Source organism: Rivularia sp. PCC 7116 (genome assembly GCF_000316665.1).
In the GTDB taxonomy this organism is placed as follows: domain Bacteria; phylum Cyanobacteriota; class Cyanobacteriia; order Cyanobacteriales; family Nostocaceae; genus Rivularia.
Map to the genome: position 1 here is coordinate 7925268 of NC_019678.1, position 18849 is coordinate 7944116.

At 35.9% G+C, this 18849-nt stretch carries 14 protein-coding genes; 7 read left to right on the plus strand and 7 right to left on the minus strand.

Annotated elements, in window-relative coordinates:
- Window positions 1-3: 3 nt before the first annotated feature.
- Entirely contained in the window at window positions 4-2799 is a 2796-nt protein-coding gene (locus RIV7116_RS30285; RefSeq protein WP_015122157.1) for an NHLP bacteriocin export ABC transporter permease/ATPase subunit, read from the plus strand.
- A gap of 128 nt (window positions 2800-2927) precedes the next feature.
- Window positions 2928-6191, plus strand: a complete 3264-nt coding sequence (locus RIV7116_RS30290) for a type 2 lanthipeptide synthetase LanM family protein (protein ID WP_015122158.1) — start codon at window positions 2928-2930, stop codon at window positions 6189-6191.
- Window positions 6192-6406: 215 nt separating this feature from the next.
- Here RIV7116_RS30290 and RIV7116_RS30295 read toward each other — a convergent pair whose 3' ends face one another.
- The 6 genes from RIV7116_RS30295 to RIV7116_RS30320 form a co-directional block, all read right to left on the minus strand.
- A complete protein-coding gene (locus RIV7116_RS30295) occupies window positions 6407-7375 on the minus strand; it encodes an FkbM family methyltransferase (protein ID WP_015122159.1) in 969 nt (322 codons plus the stop codon).
- 734 nt (window positions 7376-8109) lie between these two features.
- A complete protein-coding gene (locus tag RIV7116_RS30300; protein WP_015122160.1) occupies window positions 8110-8442 on the minus strand; it encodes a Nif11-like leader peptide family natural product precursor in 333 nt (110 codons plus the stop codon).
- 149 nt (window positions 8443-8591) lie between these two features.
- Window positions 8592-8918: a Nif11-like leader peptide family natural product precursor gene (locus RIV7116_RS30305; RefSeq protein WP_083894164.1), complete on the minus strand. Its 327-nt coding sequence runs from the start codon at window positions 8916-8918 to the stop codon at window positions 8592-8594.
- Window positions 8919-9041: 123 nt separating this feature from the next.
- The gene (locus tag RIV7116_RS30310; RefSeq protein WP_015122162.1) at window positions 9042-9356 is read right to left on the minus strand and encodes a Nif11-like leader peptide family natural product precursor; all 315 of its coding nucleotides are present in this window, start codon (window positions 9354-9356) and stop codon (window positions 9042-9044) included.
- A 379-nt stretch (window positions 9357-9735) separates the two neighbouring features.
- Window positions 9736-10065, minus strand: coding sequence for a Nif11-like leader peptide family natural product precursor (locus RIV7116_RS30315; RefSeq protein ID WP_015122163.1), 330 nt, complete (start codon window positions 10063-10065; stop codon window positions 9736-9738).
- 120 nt (window positions 10066-10185) lie between these two features.
- Window positions 10186-10515 (minus strand): Nif11-like leader peptide family natural product precursor, encoded by a 330-nt coding sequence (locus tag RIV7116_RS30320; RefSeq protein ID WP_015122164.1) that lies wholly within the window; start codon window positions 10513-10515, stop codon window positions 10186-10188.
- A 364-nt stretch (window positions 10516-10879) separates the two neighbouring features.
- Between RIV7116_RS30320 and RIV7116_RS30325 the strand changes: the two genes are divergently transcribed.
- The 5 genes from RIV7116_RS30325 (at window position 10880) to RIV7116_RS30345 (ending at window position 17672) form a co-directional block, all read left to right on the plus strand.
- On the plus strand, window positions 10880-12349 hold the full coding sequence (locus RIV7116_RS30325) for an MBL fold metallo-hydrolase (protein ID WP_015122165.1): 1470 nt from the start codon (window positions 10880-10882) through the stop codon (window positions 12347-12349).
- A 64-nt stretch (window positions 12350-12413) separates the two neighbouring features.
- Entirely contained in the window at window positions 12414-13034 is a 621-nt protein-coding gene (locus tag RIV7116_RS30330) for a 2OG-Fe(II) oxygenase (RefSeq protein WP_015122166.1), read from the plus strand.
- 41 nt (window positions 13035-13075) lie between these two features.
- On the plus strand, window positions 13076-14176 hold the full coding sequence (locus RIV7116_RS30335) for a hypothetical protein (RefSeq protein ID WP_015122167.1): 1101 nt from the start codon (window positions 13076-13078) through the stop codon (window positions 14174-14176).
- Window positions 14177-14240: 64 nt separating this feature from the next.
- Entirely contained in the window at window positions 14241-16052 is a 1812-nt protein-coding gene (locus RIV7116_RS30340; RefSeq protein WP_015122168.1) for a hypothetical protein, read from the plus strand.
- A 147-nt stretch (window positions 16053-16199) separates the two neighbouring features.
- Window positions 16200-17672: an MBL fold metallo-hydrolase gene (locus tag RIV7116_RS30345; protein ID WP_015122169.1), complete on the plus strand. Its 1473-nt coding sequence runs from the start codon at window positions 16200-16202 to the stop codon at window positions 17670-17672.
- Window positions 17673-17697: 25 nt separating this feature from the next.
- Here RIV7116_RS30345 and RIV7116_RS30350 read toward each other — a convergent pair whose 3' ends face one another.
- Window positions 17698-18849 (minus strand): hypothetical protein, encoded by a 1152-nt coding sequence (locus RIV7116_RS30350; protein WP_015122170.1) that lies wholly within the window; start codon window positions 18847-18849, stop codon window positions 17698-17700.

Sequence of the window (18849 nt, forward strand, 5' to 3'; positions counted from 1 at the left end):
AAAATGAACATTGATAAGAACGCACCCAAAAATGAATTTATTTTTAAAGCCAATCAACCGTTGCTTTTAGACGATCCTTCTGTAGTTTGGATGATTGAATCGGGAACTGTAGCGCTGTTTGCAGTTGTAATACAGGATGGGATACCAGTAAGCGAACGTCGTTATCTTTTCAGTTGCAATCCTACAGAGGCATTATTTGCCATCGATTCTACTAAGGTTAAATCGATAGTTACATCAAACGATAACAATGACCATCCGAAAAAATACGGGATATTGGCTGTTGCTATCGAGGAAGCATCTTTAACTCAAATCCTTCAAGACGACTTTGAAGCTTTGAGAAGTAACGATTCGACTCGACTAATACCAAAATCTGCAGGAAAAGAATTTATTCAACTAGCAGAAACTTGGATTGAGAAATTTTCGATTTTCCCTGGTGTCGTTAATGCTTCAAGCATTTTTGATACTTCGGTTGCATACACTTGGGATGATGCCTCAGTTTTGCATACTTGGGAAAGGGTTTCAGAAAAATTAGGACATTTGCACAGAGATTTTCTGCGCTATTTTGAGAAATTAGAACAAGATGAAAGCCAAGAAAAGCTTGCTCAATTTCAAGCAAGAGAACAGCTTAATCGTCGAGTTACCGAGACTTCATTAAGGGAACTAGCTTCCATATTTAAGACTAAAAGTCAAGGGTTTATTCAAGAAGACAGCGAGCTATTAATGGCTGCTGGTGCAGTGGGAAGAACTTTAGGAATTACGATTCGACCTCCCGTAAAGTCAGAAGACTTAAACCGCGTTAAAGAACCGATTGAGGCTATCGCAAGGGCTTCTCGGATTCGGATGCGTCGCGTCATCCTAACCCCTAATTGGTGGAAGAAAGATGCTGGTCCCCTGATAGGTTACGTTGGCGAGGAAAAACGTCCTGTAGCTTTATTACCTGCTAGCAGCGGTAATTACGATATCTTCGATCCGAAAATCTGCAAACGAATTCCTTTAGAAAAGTTTATTGAAAATGAAGAATTAGAACCTGTAGCTTATATGTTTTATCGGTCTTTACCCGAGAAAGCATCTAAAGCCATAGAACTGATTAAATTTGCAGTTAGAGGTAGGCTTAAAGATTTAGCTGTAGTAATTATTGCAGGTGTTATTGGTACCTTATTGGGTATGCTAACTCCCCAAGCTACCAGTATTATTATTGATAAAGCCATTCCCGATGCCGACCGGGGGTTATTAGTGCAAATTAGTTTTGGTTTGTTAGCAGCAAGCTTTGGTACTGCTGTATTTCAACTAACACAAAGCTTTGCTTCATTAAGATTGGAAAGCAGTTCGGACGCTACCACTCAAGCTGCTGTTTGGGATAAATTATTAACCTTGCGAATGTCGTTTTTTCGCGCTTATTCTATTGGGGATTTGCAATCGCGAGTTTCAGCGATTAGTCAGATGCGTCAGTATCTGAGCAGCAGCACGTTACAAACTATTTTTACCAGCTTCTTTTCCCTACTAAATTTAGCTTTGTTGTTTTACTACAATTCCCGCTTGGCTTTGGTAGCAATAGGTGTAGCAGTTGTCTCAATAATTATTACTAGTATTTCTGGTATTATCACTCGACGCAAGCTGCGTCCTTTAGAAGAAATACAAGGGGATATTTCCGGTTTGATGGTGCAGTTAATTGGTGGGGTTTCTAAATTAAGAATTTCAGGAGCAGAAAATAGGGCTTTTGCTCACTGGTCTAAGAAATACACCAAACAGCTAAAGTTAATGTTAAGCAGTCAATTGATAGAAGATTTGGTTGGCTTATTTAATATCTTAATTCCCACCATTGCTTCCATAATTATTTTTGCTTTATCAGCTAACTTAATGTTCGGGGCAAATACACAGAATCCTCAAGCTTCTCCACCTTTAACTGCTGGAACTTTCTTAGCATTTAATTCTGCTTTTGGAACTTTTATGGGTGGTGTTGTAGGTTTAAGTAATACAATTATTTCTATTTTAGAAGTAATCGTTTTATGGGGTCGTGCAAAACCAATTCTGATAGCTACCTCTGAGATAGATTTGAGTAAAGCTGACCCAGGAAAACTAACTGGTACAGTAGAGTTAGAACATATATCTTTTCGCTATCGAGAAGACGGTCCTTTGATTTTGAATGATGTAAATATCAAAGCAGCAGAAGGAGAATTTATTGCATTTGTTGGGCCGAGCGGTAGCGGTAAATCTACTATTATCCGCTTGCTGCTAGGATTTGATACACCGGAAGTAGGTACAGTTTATTATGATGGTCAAGACTTATCCGGATTGGATATATCGGCAGTCCGTCGTCAATTAGGCGTAGTATTGCAAAACGGAAGAATTAGCAGCGCTTCAATATTTGAAAATATCTCTGGTGGTGCTTTAATTACTATGGATGAAGCCTGGGAAGCCGCTCGAATGGCAGGATTTGCCGAAGATATTGAAGGAATGCCAATGGGGATGCATACTGTAATATCCGAAGGTGGTACCAATCTTTCTGGAGGACAACGGCAACGTTTGTTAATCGCTCGTTCTTTGGTATTAAAGCCCAAAATTTTGATTTTTGATGAGGCAACTAGTGCTTTAGATAACCGCACCCAAGCAATTGTAAGTGAAAGTTTAGACCAGCTACAGGTGACACGCATCGTAATTGCTCACCGTCTGAGTACTATCCGCAATGCAGACCGCATTTATGTAATTGAAGCTGGGAGAGTAATGCAACAGGGAAACTTCGAGCAACTTTCACAACAGGAAGGTCTATTTGCAAGTTTGATGGCTAGGCAAATGGCTTAATGATAAATACTTAAGAATCTAAGATTTTAGGGGTAAGTACAGAAAAATCAATTTTAAGCGTTACTTTGACTAAACTTCTGGGAACAATCAAGGAGTATGCTTTCCAACTATTGAATTAACCAGACGCAATGTTAGCAACTGAACCCCTGAAACTGGATTCTTACTTACGTACTTTAGTCAATAAAGCAAGTTATTTAACGGAGCGTCTCAATCAAGATGTTGTTCCTACTGTCTCAAAATCCGATGAATCCACAATAAATTCTCATCTGGAATTTTGGTGTCAAGTTCTTGCTAAAGGTAATAAAGAACAGTTTCAACGGCGTTTAGCTGCTGATAAATTAGATATAGATAAATTGCATACTCTCTTAGGAGAAGTTGAATATCCTCAGTCTCAACCTCTACCTGCTTGGGGGCAGACTTTAAAATTAGTTCTGCAAGCCGCCCAAAAACCCTTGAATACAGAATTATCTGACTTTTCATCAGAAAACCCAATTCCCTTTGAACCGTTTTATCAACCTTTTATACAAGTTGCTCAAAATCAACTTTTATCTCGCGTAGATTTAGATATACTCGGTGAAGACGCGCAAAAAACTTTATGGATAAGTTTACTAGATCGTTTAAGAAATATTGCCATTAAAACACTGTTTACAGAATTTGCAGAATTTCGTTCTTCGGGAAATTCCCTAAAAGATTTTTTCTTAATTCAATTGCAAGGCAAAAATAGCCAGGAAAAATATCATGCCTTTTTGAAGCATTTATTTCAAGATGGCTTACTTGGTTTATTTGAAAAATATCCAGTTTTGGCAAAGCTGTTAGCTACTGCGATTGATTATTGGGTAGATGCAACTGTAGAGTTTATTAATCGTCTGAGAACAGATTTGCCAGCAATTGAAAAACTATTTTCACCAGACACAGCCTTGCAAAAGGTAGTTGAACTAAAAGCTAATTTATCTGATTTGCACAATCAAGGGCGCTCTGCAACTGCTTTAACTTTTGATACGGGTTTGAAATTAGTATATAAACCCAAAGACGTAGAAATGGAATTGGCTTATAACAAAATAATTTCCTGGTGTAACGAAAATGGCAGTCCTTTACCTTTAAAAACTTTTACCGTTTTATCTCAAGCCAAATATGGATGGGTGGAATTTGTATATCAAGATGATTGTCCCGACGAAGCCGCAGCAGAACGTTACTATCAAAGAGCGGGAATGATTCTAGCTATAATGCATTTGCTTTTAGCAACCGACTGTCACCACGAAAACTTAATTGCTAGTGGAGAACATCCAGTACTAATAGATTTAGAAACATTATTGACTCATCAGACAACAAAATCTCACGATTCAAACTCCGAAATTCCTCAATCTGCATTCGATATACTCGACAAACAATTAGAAAAATCTCTGATTCGGACAATGCTACTCCCTCAAAAGGGTTTAATCGCAAAAGATTCTGTTGAAATTGATTTGAGTGGATTCGGAGGAGTCGAAGAATATAAAAGTGCTATGCCGAAGCTACGGTATGTTAATACCGATGGCATGAATATTGCTTATGAAATTATTAGTATTGAAAGTCATGCTAATGTTCCCAAAGTCAATGGAGTAAATTTATCTCCTCTTTCTTATGTGGAAAGTTTGGTGACTGGCTTTGAGCAAATGTATCGCTTCCTTAAGAACCAAAAACAGGCTTTATTAAAACCAGGTAGCCCTTTAATGGAACTAGCCAATCAAAAGGTGCGCTATGTTTTTCGAGCAACTCACATTTACCATTCTATTATCCAAGATAGCTATTCTCCAGAATACTTAGATTCAGGGATAAAACGTAGTTTAGCCTTAGAAGTATTAGCCCGCGCTTTCGTTGTTAACGAAGCAATGTTAAATAGAATCAGCATTTTAAATGCAGAGCGTCAAGCTGCCGAAGATGGTGATATTCCTTTTTTTGCGGTAAATACCAGCGAATCTAATTTACCTTTACCAACCCAAGAAGTTGTAACGGATTTATTTATCCAACCAAGTTTTACAGCAGCTATCAATCAACTTGAAAATTTGAATCAAACTAATTTAGCTCAGCAAGTTGCTGTAATTCGAGGGACTTTTGCGGCTCGGTATACTAAAGAACCTGCACTATCTGCAAATTCTGTGGCTGTAAATTTCAAGGAAAATCTGAAAGAAGATGTCATAGCTCCCGATATTTTTGTAGAGCAAGCAATTACTTTAGCAAACGAACTGAAGCAGACAGCAACCTTTGGTGAAGACGGTAGCGTTGCTTGGTTGGGTTTAGGCTACAGAACTACAACCGAAGGTTTTCTTTTTCAGCCTTTAGGTTCAAATTTATACGATGGCAATTGCGGTATAGCTTTATTTTTGGCAGCTTTAGCAAAAATTACTCAAGACTCACAATGGAGCAATTTAGCATCCCATTCTCTACAACCTCTTTTACAAATACACAAAACAGAGTCATCAGAAAGACTAGCGAGATTTACCAGAAAGATGGGCATTGGTGGAGCAACGGGTTTAGCTTCAATTGCTTATACTTTAGTGCATACCAGTAAGTTGTTAGCAGACAACAATTTATTGACAACCGCTAAAAATATAGCTTTATTAATTACTCCAGAATCAATTGCCTCAGAAAAATATTTTGATATTACTAGAGGTGTCGCAGGAGCGATTTTAGGTCTTTTAGCGGTTTATAAAACTAACCCCGAAGATAAAAGACTATTAGATTTAGCTATTAACTGTGGCGAGCATTTGCTAAAACAGCAAATATCTATAAACGAGTACAAAACTTGGAAAACCTGGAATGGAATTGCTTTGACAGGCTTTTCCCAAGGTGCGGGCGGAATCGCTTATGCTTTATTAAATCTGTGTAAAATCACCGCACGAGAAGAATTTTTGCAAGCAGCTAAAGAAGCGATCGCTTATGAAAAAAGCTGTTTTTGTGAAGAAGCTGGTAACTGGCAAGATTTGCGTACAGAAAATAATCAGTATCAAGTTAGCTGGGCGCATGGTGCTGCCGGTATTGCCTTAGCGCGTATAAATAGCTTATCTATACTCAACACTCCAGAAATCATTGCAGAAATTAATACAGCTTTAGAAACTACCCAAAAATGCGGGATTTCGACTGTAGATAATCTAGCTTGGGGTAACTTTGGACGCATCGAAACTTTACTAGTTGCCGCTCAAGTTCTTAACCGTCCGGAATTATTACAAATAGCTCGCAACTCAAGTATAAAATTAGTCGAGCAAGCCCGAGAAAAAGGCGGTTTTAGGCTTTATTCTAATATACTAAGTCCAGTATTTAACCCAGCATTTTTACACGGTACCAGCGGTATTGGCTATCAATTATTACGTTTAGCATATCCAGAATTACCATCTATTTTGAGTTTTGAATTTTAATAAATAATAGGTAAGGCACTACCGTAAATTGCGGAATAGTGCCTTATCGTTCAAGCTAGCAAAATTAAAAATTAAAACATTTCTAATTAGATAGAACTAACGATTGCATTTCATTCAATTTGACAGGTGTATAGAAAAAATATTCATATTATTCTACCCCCTCTACCTTCTCTCCCCCCTCACTCAATCTACAACTAAAATATAAATATTCTCCATTAGAACAGCTTTAGGTAATTTTGATAAGAGATATACTCACTATTACCTTCTTTTTGAATCGGTGGAGTTAAATAATTCAGAAATAACTCTAAATCTTCAGTTAATATATTTTTTTCTGCTGCTATTTGAATAAGTTCAACAGCACAATCAGGTAAACAAAATATTTCCATCAAACTTGCTAACTTTAATATTTTTAACTTATTCCATTTGTTAGCGGATTCCTTTGTTTCTAATTCATTCACAGCATCTCGTAAGTATAGAGCCTGTGCCCATAAAACCTGTCCTTGCTTGGTATTTCCCAGCTGTGAAATCATCGGCAAAGGTAAAGCTTTTCTGGCATGTCGATATGTTGCCAAATCAAAAAGACGAAATCCCAAAGAATTTAAAAATAAATCGATGTGACTGAAAGTTGGCTGATTGCGAATAGATTCATGAAATAATACTTCTATACTTAATCCTAGGACGGATTCATTTAAACAACTAACCGCACCTTTTAAGACATCTAATTCACTTCCTTCAACATCCAACTTAATAAAATCAATTTCATCAATTTTATTATCAGCCACAAAAGAATCTAAATCTACAGTTTCTATATCCAGAGTTTTTACTACTTCCATCATCTCTAAATTATCATGGGGGAAGCGCTTCAGAAAATTTTTATTTCCTGGGTAAAAACCTGATGAACCTCCCCACTGACAAAATGAAAATGTCCGCTTTTCTCTTTTTTCACCTAAAGCTACTGCATAAAATTTACTGTTTCGATTTGGTTGCTGATTCAGGCGATCGCACTCTTCTTTGTCAGGCTCAAACCCAATTTTATAGACTTGTTCCCCATATGATTGCCAGTGATGTTCAAAACCTCCTCTTGCTCCTATATCCATAACTAAAAGAGGATTTTTGGAAAATGTTTTTTTATTAACTAAAAATTCAGTCATTGTCGGCTGGTAATTGATATGTTTCAGTGCCATAATTAGTATTTATTGGTAGGACTTTTATTTAGAGTTATATGATTTAACGGTCATTATTGTCATTACAAATCAAAACAAGACTTACTTTCAGCAAAATTTCGATATTTGTAATGACAATAAAGCAATAATTGCGTACTAACTTCTAGATATTAATTTACTAGATGGGGTACAGATATTTTTTTCAGGATGACGATATAAATCACCGTAAATGTTTAGATATTCAATTTATTCTGAGGTAAATTTACCCTTTCGCATACATTTAATTGCAGCATCAATTGCTTAGATTAAATAGCAAATATAAACTGTCTAACTTATAAAAATAGAGTTAGGCAATTTATTTATTGTGAAATTAAAGCCATGCTTTGCTCCTAAATATACAACCGCTTGACGGTCATTTTCTGCCTGCGTTGCTTGAGCTAGTTCTTCTTGAATTTGATTATCCTATCCAACTTTATCTAAAAATTGATTTACTGCTTAAATACTCATTATTTTCAACTCCAACTAATTTCTAACTAGTTATTTAATCCTTTTTATTTCCTTCTCCAAACTGTTGGAGAGAGGATGAGAGTATGTCTTGAGCTAAGTTTGTTATTAACTTATTAAGCCTTAGCTAAAAGCTTATACCATTTCTTTATAAAGATGCGCCTAATTTAGCCCCTGAAGAGGGGCTTCGTTTGTCTAGCCCCACTCTTCCAGAGTGAGGGCTTTTAGCGCAGCCTCATACAGAATTGGTATTACCATTTCGCTGTGGGCAATTTGGGAAATGTGGGTAGTGTGGGGATGTGAGGAAATATTACGGTAGTAATTGGTACTATCGTGGCTTTTGCACCACCAGCCACAGCTTCTAATTCTTCTTCATTCAATTCACCAGATTCAATAGCAGCTTTTTGACGTTTTTCAATTTCAGTCATTAGTTCATCGCCAGTGAACTCAAAGCCATGTTTTGCTCCTAAATCTACAACCGCTTGACGGTCATTTTCTGCCTGCATTGCTTGGGCTAATTCTTCTTGAATTTTGCTTTCTTGTGCAACTTTATCTAAGAATTTATTTACTGCTTCGATACTCATTGTTGTTACCTATTCTAATTTTTGTAATTAAAGATTTAGTCAATTCAATATCAAAATTTTACCCATTCTCTATTGAGTTTCTGTTGAGAAAAGAGAAATGGAATAAAGTTGTAATATTGTATTAAGTCAGATTTACTTGCCTACAATACTTACCACTTTACTTTTTTGGCTATTGTTACAACAACGGGGGCGGTAGCAGTAACAATCGGTACAATCGTCGTAAATGTAGGAGTTGCTCCACCAGCAACAGCTTCTAGTTCTTCTTCACTTAGTTCGCCGGAATCAGCAGCAGCTTTTTGGCGTTTTTCAATTTCATTCATCAGCTCGTCGCCAGTGAAGTTAAAACCATGCTTTGCTCCTAATTCCACAACCGCTTGACGGTCGTTTTCAGCCTGCATTGCTTGAACTAATTCTTCTTGAATATTGCTATCTTTAGCAACTTTTTCTAAGAATTGATTTACTGCTTCGATACTCATTTTTATTAACTCTAACTGATTATTTGATTCTGCAAACATCCCTCTCCAATACTTATGAAGAGGGGATGAGAGCGAGTTTCGGCTTGAATCTATAATTAAGTGACTAAGCCTTATCTAAAAACCTTACCACTTGGCTTTATTGATTGCTGCTATCGCTATAGGAGCAAGTGCGCCAATGAGTGGTATTATGGGAAACGCTCCACCAGCAACAGCTTCAAGTTCTTCTTCACTCAATTCACCAGACTCAGCAGCAGCTTTTTGACGTTTTTCAATTTCAGTGACTAGTTCGTCACCAGTGAACTCAAAGCCGTGTTTTGCTCCTAAATCTACAACCGCTTGACGGTCATTTTCTGCCTGCATTGCTTGAGCTAATTCTTCTTGAATTGTGCTGTCTTGTGCAACTTTATCTAAGAATTTATTTACTGCTTCAATACTCATTGTTGTTACCCTATGCGATTGCTGTCATTAAAGATTTTGTTTGAGTTGGCGCTTTTGTGTTACATCGAATTGATTGTATTTCGCCGAACTTCGTATCCTATACTATGTTCTTTTTTGGTGGCAATTAACAGTGTATTTACTTATTTTGTATATTGGCAAAAAAGTAAATATTTTCAGACTAACCATTCTACTTTTGGAGGGTTGATTATGTATTCAATGGTTAGACTTGAGGAATACCATGCCAATCAATTGAACATAGCCCTTTTCCCTTGAGTGCATATATGTTCTCAAGCTACCTACACTAATCAAATAAAGATGCCGAGGAGAGAACTCATCCTTAAAAGCTCAGAATTATAAGCAAAAAGCCAAGTTTAATAGCTTACCACTTAGCTTTAGCAATAACACCTCCAGTTATACCAGCAGTCATGGCAATTCCTCCTGCCACGAAAAAGGTTGTAGCTGGGGTAGCACCACCTGCAACAGCTTCGAGTTCTTCTTCACTCAGCTCACCCGCATCAGCAGCAGCCTGTTGGCGTTTTTCGATTTCCTGCATTAGCTCATCACCAGTGAAATCATAGCCTTTGTTATTAGCCAACTCTGTTACAGCTTGACGATCGTTTTCAGATTGCATCGCTTTTGCTAGTTCTTCTTGCAGTTGGGCATCTTCTGCAACTTTGGTCAAAAATTGATTGACTGCTTCTACACTCATGAATGATAACCTTTGTAAATGAACTAAATGCCAATATTGATTTTGCAAAAGTGAAGCTTTTTACTTTATATGCAGCCATATATTTGTAGTAGTGAATAGGCTGAACTATAAAGAATTAAGTTACCACTTTGCATAGCGTTTTATTACTGCTCCGCCAATTGCGCCACTTGCTCCCATAATAGTGACGACAAGCGCTCCTGCTGGGGTAGCACCACCTGCAACTGCTTCGAGTTCTTCTTCACTTAGTTCCCCAGAATCGATAATAGCCTGTTGACGGTTCTTAATTTCCTCCCAGAGTTCATCTGATGTGAACTGAAAGCCTTCTTGTGCAGCTAAATCGGTAACAGCTTGACGGTCATTTTCAGATTCAATCGCTTTCACCAATTTTTGTTGTAACTCTGGATCTTCTGAAACTTTTTCAAAAAATTGGTTAACTGTTTGGGTACTCATAATTACTATTAACTTTTCTGTGTACAAAGACGGTAATCAAATCCTGTCCGCTATTTCTACCACTTGATGAATAACAGCAGGATTACATATATCATCATACAAAGCTCTACACCACAAAGAGCAACAGTATATTTACTTAGGTTGTATCTATGTAAATCCCGCTGCTAAAATTTTATGTAAAGTAAAAAATAAGTAATTACCACAGTTGCCAATTATTGTTTTAATTTGAACAATTAGTATTGTTACGTAATTATCATTTCAAGAAATATAAAAACTATAAATTTGACACAGTAATTTTTTATTTACATTACTTCCGTACAATACCGGAAACAACAATTCTGTTAGTACATATACAGGAGTTTGAATGAACAATGCTATTTCTTTCAGTCAAGGCTCGCAGATTCGACCGTTTAACGTTAACGACAGAGTATGTCTGGCTATTCAACCCTTTATTCAGGAAGTACTCAATCGCTTTGTAGAATGCCAAAATTTAGGTGAGTCTATCAAAGCATCAGTAGAAAATCATCAGGAGATTGTTGAACAAGCCTTTGAGATAGATAACCATAAGATTGAAGAAAGCTTTACCTTAAAACAAGAATTTCTCTTTCCGGAAGAAAACCCTTTATTGTTCATATCCTATGATAATCCCAGCTTTCTACCTTTCCTAAATAAAAAAGGGGTGCAATCAATTAAAGATGAATCCATTTTGCCTGATATTCATCAATTACTTTATTCTATTGGTCAATCTAAATTCACTTATCAGCAAATTAAGCAGCAAATTAGCGAGCCAATGGTAGATTTGCTGGATAAATTGATTAAATCCAGCGTTGTTAAAGAAAAACCTGCTGTAGACATAGGAGTTCCTTTAAATACTCCCGGAGTATTTCGATTGCAGCACGCATCGGTATTGTATAGGACTAAAACAACAGGTATATTAGTTGACCCACATTTGCATTCCAACTATGGTATTCCAGGATTAAAATCTGATATTAATCGCGCTCAATTGGAAGGTTTAGTTGATGGTATTTTAATTTCTCATCCTCACTACGATCATTGGCACTATCCTACCTTGATGATGTTTGCGAAGGAAACGCCAATATTTGTGCCGAAAGTGCCTCGTGCTTCTATTATGTGCGAAGATATGGCAGGACGACTAAAAAGTTTAGGATTTACCAATGTGATTGCAGTTGATTGGTATTCCGAACCGATTAGAATCGGGGATATTAATATTAATGTTTTACCTTTTTATGGAGAACAAGCTTTAGTACCAGAATTTGATAAGCCCAAATATCCTGAATTAAGAAATTGGGGTAATACCTATTTAATTGATACTGAATTTTATAAGTCATGGCTGTTAATTGATGCTGGACAAGAACCCAATGGTTCCATGATAGAAGTAGCTGAATACGTGAAAAATAGTTTCGGTTCTATTGATTTGCTTATCAGTAATTTTCAGCCACTATCCTATAACTCTATTGGTACGAATTTATCTGGATGGGGAATTGATATTGTGGCAAATTTACTTAGCAATCCTCAAATATTTTCTGTTACGAACAAACCTGAAGGAGCCTATATTGCTTTGTTAGGACCAAAAGGTGTGGCAGAAGTTTGTAATATAGTCAATGCTTCTTATTGTTTTCCTTATGCAGATAGTTGGGCAGAAGCTGGAAAATCAGGAATGCACGATGAAGAATTAATTCCTCAAGTTCAAGCTGAATTACAAAAAATTGGCTGTTCTACTAAAGTTATTCCTTGGAAAATTGGCGATGGTTATGTAACTCGTAATGTTACGGAATGGAATCTAGAAGCTGGTAATTGGTATATGAATAATTGATTTATATTTAGTTACTAATTACCAATTCCCTCTTTTCACAAAAATTGTAAATATTCAAAGGAAAATGATATCTTCAATTCAAACACAAAAAAAATGTTATTCACAGCGAAAAGATGCCTTTTCTAATGAATATTTAGAATTTTTAAAGAAAGATATTCTTAATAGTCCTTATTTAGCAGCCAGTCAACTAAGTGACGGATTTGTGGAAACTCAAGGTTTTTCTGTTGTATTTAAACGCTCAACAATAGCTGAAGTGGAAAAAAAACTTCCATATTTTAAACCTTATTTAGATACAGCTTTAAAATCTAGCTGTAATGCGTTTTATTTAAATCCTCTGATTTTGAATAGCGATACTTACGTAGAACCTCATGTAGATTGCAGTATATCTGAGTATGGCATGGAAATGGTGATGCCAAATTTAGTTAGCGTACTGTATGTTCAAGTTCCCTCGGATTTAAAAGGAGGTGAATTAGTATTACAGCAAAGCGAAGAACAGGTATGGCAAATTACCCCTCAAATCAATACATTACTTTATTTTCTGGGTTGGATAACGCATTCTGTAAATCGAGTCGAGAGTTCTCATAAACGGATAAGTTTAATTTGCGAGCAATATAATTTAAGCGAATCTCGATTAAATAAAATACCTGATTTTGAAATCAAGTCTGGAAAAGACAGTGGAAAATAAAAATTAGCTTTGAACAATTTTAAATAAAATGCGAAATAATTATGATAGTAACTAATTCTCTGACAGATTATTTAAGTTTATTAAACTCTTTTGTGCCAAGGGAGTTAATTGCAGAGTCAGAATGGAGAAAATTCAATCACATAGGAAATATTTTACCAAGTGCGCTGACGACTTTTTTCGGATTTGAATCTCGTTTGGGAATTCCAGAAGCACATGGTGATTTTCTCATTTGTGCTGATGCTCACGAAGCAGGGCGTAGGGTATTAGCTGCTAATAGTTATGATATTGATTTACCTACTGAATTATTGCACCATCCTGTATGGATGAATATCCGCAAATTTAGTACTAATTGGGAAAGTGAGGCATCACCTCTTTACGACAAAATTACCAATGTCTGGCTAGAATTTGATGTTGGAAATGAAACAAAAGATTTACCAGTTCCGAGTTGCTTTTTTGGACCAAAAAACCTTTATAATACACCTGCTGTAGATTCAGAACATCCATATAAATGGATATGGGAAAATGCTTTACCGCTGTTGTTAGGAAGAAGCTTTCCAAAATCCGTCGAAAACAATATTGTAAAATGTTTTGCGGCATTACCAGAAAATGCTTATGTTTTCCAAGTTGGGTTAATGTTGGCAAGAGAATGGGATGGTGTCAGGCTTTGTATTCGTAATATTTCACCTGAGAAAATTATCGATTATTTAAAGAGTTTAGATTGGCAAGGAGATTTGAATAATTTACAACTACAGTTAAATAATATTTCGCCATTAGTTGACCGTATTGATTTAGATATTGATGTTACCGAAGGTCTCGGTGATAAAATTGGTTTAGAATGTTATTTAAACAAACAGCCACAATTTGAAAAACGCTGGAGTTTGTTTTTAGATAATTTATTATTAAAAGGATTGTGTTTTCCTAAAAAGCAACAAGCTTTATTGACATATCCAGGATATATTCAAGAAAAAATGAATCCTTCTTTATGGCCTTTAAGTTTACGAAAAATTTCTAAAATATTAGGTGATAGTTATGAATGGGTCATATTTAAAGGCATTCATCACATTAAACTGAATTACTGCGATGCAGAAATCAAGGAAGCTAAAGCTTATTTATACGTTAGTCGAAGTTTGATTAGAGGTTGATGAATATTAAATATATCAATCATGTCAAAAAAATAGGTAATTTAATAGTTATTATCAGAATATTATGTTAGTTTCGGAAATCTTACGATTTTTACCAGATTCTTTAGAATGGATGGTTTTATTTGATTTACCAGCTATTCAAAAGTTGACAAATCTATCCACCATTAAGGCAATGTATCACCTTCCGGAGGATATAGATTTAGAGCCTCATAGTCATATTGTTTTGACTAGCGCCGGACGTTTTTTAGCTTTTCAAAATCAGCTAAAATTAGTAGAGGCTATTTCTCAAGAAGAGTTATCGGTTGAACTTACATCTTCTTTAGCCAATCGCTTTCAAAATCGTTTGAAATTAGTCCCGGTAGATGAATCACACTGCTTAGGTTTGGGAGAACAACCTCCTTTTTCACCAGTTATATTGCATCTCAGACTTGAAAATGATTTGGGTAGAGCGACAGCAATTTTTGAACGCGAACCTTCTTTTGAACATTATGAATTGTTGCGAGCTGTAGGTGTGAAATTTACGGGAGGTGAATTAAAAGACGATTATTATTTAGCGCGTTTTCAAAATCGTTTGCCCGTACATATTCACGCTGGGATTCTATCTCATTTTAGCCGCACTGCACACTGCAATATATTTTTCTTCCAGCATGGAAATATTGATAATGCTTTAGAAGATGGTTTATTGAAAGCTTCTCAAGTCAGGATAAATTGGACAAAGCAGCAATGCTTGCAAAGTTTAACGCAATTAGCAACTATTTCCTGCGAAAAAACTCTGAGTATGACTTGTCAACCACCTGCACCCCAAAAACCCTTTGCTTATGGTGATTTAGTGCCTTTAGGATTTGTTCTCAAGGCACTAAATGAGGTGGATACAAAAGAAAATTCAGAACTTGATACTGCTAAACAAAAATTGCAGCAATTCTTATTAAATCAGCAACAAGATCAGCTATGGGCATTTCATACACAGCGATTGATTACCGCTACAGATTCATCATTGGTGCTATTAGGATTGGATAAACCCGAATCTGTAGAAGCTCTGGAGAGATTTTCTGATGGTGAGGGAGGATATTATCCCCAACTGTGGTCAAAATATCAAGAACCGGGTAAAATGCTGCTGGATGAAAGTTGCAGTCATTGGTGTCAACCTGATTATGCAACTACCTGCTTAGTTCGATGGCTGCGGAATTCGGCAGGTTTGGAAACTAAAACCGATTTGGAATATTTAGCTGATGGCTTCTCTCAACGTGCGGGTTTATATTTTGCCAACCCTTACTTAGTAGACTGGATGCTTGCAGAAGCAATTCGCGAAGATAAAAATGCTGCCACTTTACGAGAGAGATTGCTTGTAGAGATAATCGCAAGTATGAATGAGGATTTCTCTTTCGGTAAATACGATGTGGCATTATCTACCGCACTAGGTATTTTAACTTTGGCAGCTTTAGGAGTTAGCGATCGCACTATTTGCGCTGCTCAATTAAGATTGTTGGAATTAATCGGTGAGAAGTCGTCTATTTCGATTCCTTTCTATTCTACTTTATGTCATGATTCAGAACTAAATTCCCAGGAAAAATTGGCATTACAGTTAAACGAAACGTTTACTAGAAGTAAGGATGGACAAAAACAAATTCGTAGCATAAACGGACAACTTCACAGTATTTCTCTTTATCTCGATACCCATGAGATGATTACTACAGCAATATGTGCTTTAGCTTTAGATCGAAATAGCGATTTAAATAAATGGCAGGTTAATAGAAATTCAAGCAATAGTAATTATAGTAATTCTTGCCATCCTCGCTATCAGTGTAAAACTCATTCGCAGTATATAGCAAAGTTTGCTTTGCCACCTTATCTAAAAAAATGTGCTGTAAGTCTATAGATTTGAGGTGAAATTAATATTGCTGGGACAAAATTATCTATAGATAAGGAACAGTTTGAAGGAAAAATTATGCATAACCATAGTGATAATTTTGTTTATCGTAATTTTCCTTTATTTTACTAATGATGTATAGAGAAAATAAAAAAAATGCAAATTCATATGATTGGACATGCATCCATTTTTGTAAAAACTCAGGATGCTAAAATTTTGATGGACCCAGTTTTATGGGACCCTTTTTGCGAAGGATTAAATGAAACTTGTCCTAAACGAGAATTAATTCCGGAAAAACTACCTGAATTTGATTTTCTGGTTATTTCTCATCAACATTTAGACCATTTCGATCTGCGTTCCCTTGCTTATCTTCCTAAAAACATTGATGTTTTAGTTCCTAAAGACGCTCTTATTATCGATAGCTTGCGTCAACTGGGTTATTCTAATATCTACCCATTAAAAGAATTTCAAAAAGTCAGAATCGGTTCTACTACATTGATGACTACTCGTTCCGAAGTCAGAGTACCAGAATTTGGCATGGTATTCGCTGATGATTCGGGGGTATTTTGGAATACTGTAGATACATATTTTGCTCCTCCAACAATTCAAGCCGTGAAGGCAATTTATCCCCAAATAGACTTTTTATTAGCTACTTGGCATATTAGCTTAGAAAATAAGTATCAGCAGAATAAAAATACTGAGTTTCCGTTTGAATTATACGGACAATTAATGAATTTGATTCAATTAGTTGAACCACAAGCTATTGCTCCCGGCGCGCAAGGTTGGAAATATATTAACGAAGCAGCATGGCAAAATCAAATAGTTTTCCCGCTCACAAGAGAGCGTTTTTGCCACGATATCAAACAAGTTTTACCCGATATAAATAATAATATTTTTGTTTTAGACCCCGGTGATATCCTAACATTAGAACGAGGAGATTATAATTTAGAATCAGCAGGGTGCGATTATGTCAAAACAATTGTTGATGATAGAGAATGTTTGGAATTTGCACCAGTAAAAGTAGGGGCGAATTTAATCGATCCTAATTCAGATAGACATGATATTGACTTGATGCAACAGACAATACATCAAGCTTTACGGGTAGATTTATGCGATTTTATTAAAGAATATCAGCATAATCTATTTTTGAATAACCAACGCTGGCAGGTTATTTATCAATTAGAAATTACCTATCCGGAAATCACCGAGACATACCATATTGATTTCTCGAATTCAAAAATTAAAATAAAAGAAGGGCGCAATCCTTTAGCTAATTTATTTACCTATATTACCGCATCTAGTTTGTACAATTTGATTAATAAAAAAATAGATTGGGATTATCTTTACTGTAGTGGGGAATATCGTAATTTTCATAAAGTCTATTCTCTAGCTAAGTTAGGTATTTTAACTCCAGCAGAAGATACCTTATTAGATCCAATTTCCATAAAATACTCTTCTGAATATGTCGCCGGAGAACATATAAAAACAGAACTATCAAAAATTATGGAAACTCACGATATATCTATACCCAATAATTCAAACATAGAAGAAAAATCTAGTACCATGTTGAATTTAGGTAATATATTAATAAAAATGAAAAAAAATCAAAAAGAGTCAACTATATCTTAATTTATCTACTTTCCGTGAGTTTTGTTTAGCTAATACATATTTTATCTTGCTGTATTCTACTTATAGCTTGATGAATCTTAGCTGCAATATCGTCTGAAGCTAATTCTTCCAATGTTAGCTGGCAAAGAGCAGCTAACATTATTGCACCATCTATTTTATTAACTTGCTCTGTTTCAAAACTTTTCAGATTTCGCGATGCATTGTAAACGAGTTTTTGTAATATCTCAAAACTTGTTTCAGATAAATTATTACGATAATTCTCTAATCTGCCACCTTGACGATAGTTGGGGAATGATTCCAAACCCATAAAATTCAAAAACCAATCATCTCGATAGTTACCAGCCGCCGAAACAATTCCTCGATAGTCAGCAATGAATTCATCTAACAAATTATTTCGCATCGAACCAAATAAACGTTTAGTCAGATAATGGGTACATTCATGTTCCAAACGAATAGTTAATGAAAGATTTTGCCATTCCGTTGCGGATAAACCTAGCTTTTCTGCTGAAACATTACTGTAACAGCTTTGGCTTAATATAATAAATCTATCTTGATAAAGCTGTTTGCGAGGAATGAGCTGACGAAACTCAATATTCCAATCAGTTTCTGTACTATTGGGGTTATTCGCTTGCCATTCTTGCCGATATTGATGAATTCTATCCCAATTATTAAAGCCACCTACCATACAAGCTCCCATCGAAGCAGGGATATCTTTGGGTTCGTTACGCATTGTTAATGCTTGCACTAAAGAGACGAAATCCAAACGGTTATCTGTAATGATTACAGGTATCTCTCCAGCTATACTCGGGTGTATTCTTAGCTGTAATTTTTCTGGTGCCCGCAATAACAAACCAGGATTTTTATCAATGCAATCAGCCACTATACCTTTACGAGTTGCAGCTTGATAAGCAGATGTTTGAGAGATTCCTGGCGATATCGGGAAACGCAACTGCACGAGCTTTTCTTTTAAAGTTTGAAAAACACCTTTACTTGTTGCTTCCGAGGCATAACTTTTCCAAGTATTGACATGAGCTTCGGATGCAAGTGGAAAATTAATTGCTTTAGACAAACAAGAATAATCAAAAACATTTTTGTTATAAGCTAATAGTTCTGCAACTTCTACACTATTAGCTCCATAACTGACAAGTATGTTAGCTCTTAAGTCTTGTAATTCCAT

What these genes read in the sequence shown, in the direction of transcription:
- RIV7116_RS30310 (WP_015122162.1), bottom strand. Translation starts at nt 9,356, where the DNA reads ATGAGTATTGAAGCAGTAAATAAATTCTTAGATAAAGTTGCACAAGAC.
- RIV7116_RS30330 (WP_015122166.1), top strand. Translation starts at nt 12,414, where the DNA reads ATGATATCTTCAATTCAAACACAAAAAAAATGTTATTCACAGCGAAAA.
- RIV7116_RS30305 (WP_083894164.1), bottom strand. Translation starts at nt 8,918, where the DNA reads ATGAGTATCGAAGCAGTAAATCAATTCTTAGAAAAAGTTGCTAAAGAT.
- RIV7116_RS30335 (WP_015122167.1), top strand. Translation starts at nt 13,076, where the DNA reads ATGATAGTAACTAATTCTCTGACAGATTATTTAAGTTTATTAAACTCT.
- RIV7116_RS30350 (WP_015122170.1), bottom strand. Translation starts at nt 18,849, where the DNA reads ATGGAATTACAAGACTTAAGAGCTAACATACTTGTCAGTTATGGAGCT.
- RIV7116_RS30315 (WP_015122163.1), bottom strand. Translation starts at nt 10,065, where the DNA reads ATGAGTGTAGAAGCAGTCAATCAATTTTTGACCAAAGTTGCAGAAGAT.
- RIV7116_RS30325 (WP_015122165.1), top strand. Translation starts at nt 10,880, where the DNA reads ATGAACAATGCTATTTCTTTCAGTCAAGGCTCGCAGATTCGACCGTTT.
- RIV7116_RS30340 (WP_015122168.1), top strand. Translation starts at nt 14,241, where the DNA reads ATGTTAGTTTCGGAAATCTTACGATTTTTACCAGATTCTTTAGAATGG.
- RIV7116_RS30290 (WP_015122158.1), top strand. Translation starts at nt 2,928, where the DNA reads ATGTTAGCAACTGAACCCCTGAAACTGGATTCTTACTTACGTACTTTA.
- RIV7116_RS30295 (WP_015122159.1), bottom strand. Translation starts at nt 7,375, where the DNA reads ATGGCACTGAAACATATCAATTACCAGCCGACAATGACTGAATTTTTA.
- RIV7116_RS30300 (WP_015122160.1), bottom strand. Translation starts at nt 8,442, where the DNA reads ATGAGTATCGAAGCAGTAAATAAATTCTTAGATAAAGTTGCACAAGAA.
- RIV7116_RS30320 (WP_015122164.1), bottom strand. Translation starts at nt 10,515, where the DNA reads ATGAGTACCCAAACAGTTAACCAATTTTTTGAAAAAGTTTCAGAAGAT.
- RIV7116_RS30345 (WP_015122169.1), top strand. Translation starts at nt 16,200, where the DNA reads ATGCAAATTCATATGATTGGACATGCATCCATTTTTGTAAAAACTCAG.
- RIV7116_RS30285 (WP_015122157.1), top strand. Translation starts at nt 4, where the DNA reads ATGAACATTGATAAGAACGCACCCAAAAATGAATTTATTTTTAAAGCC.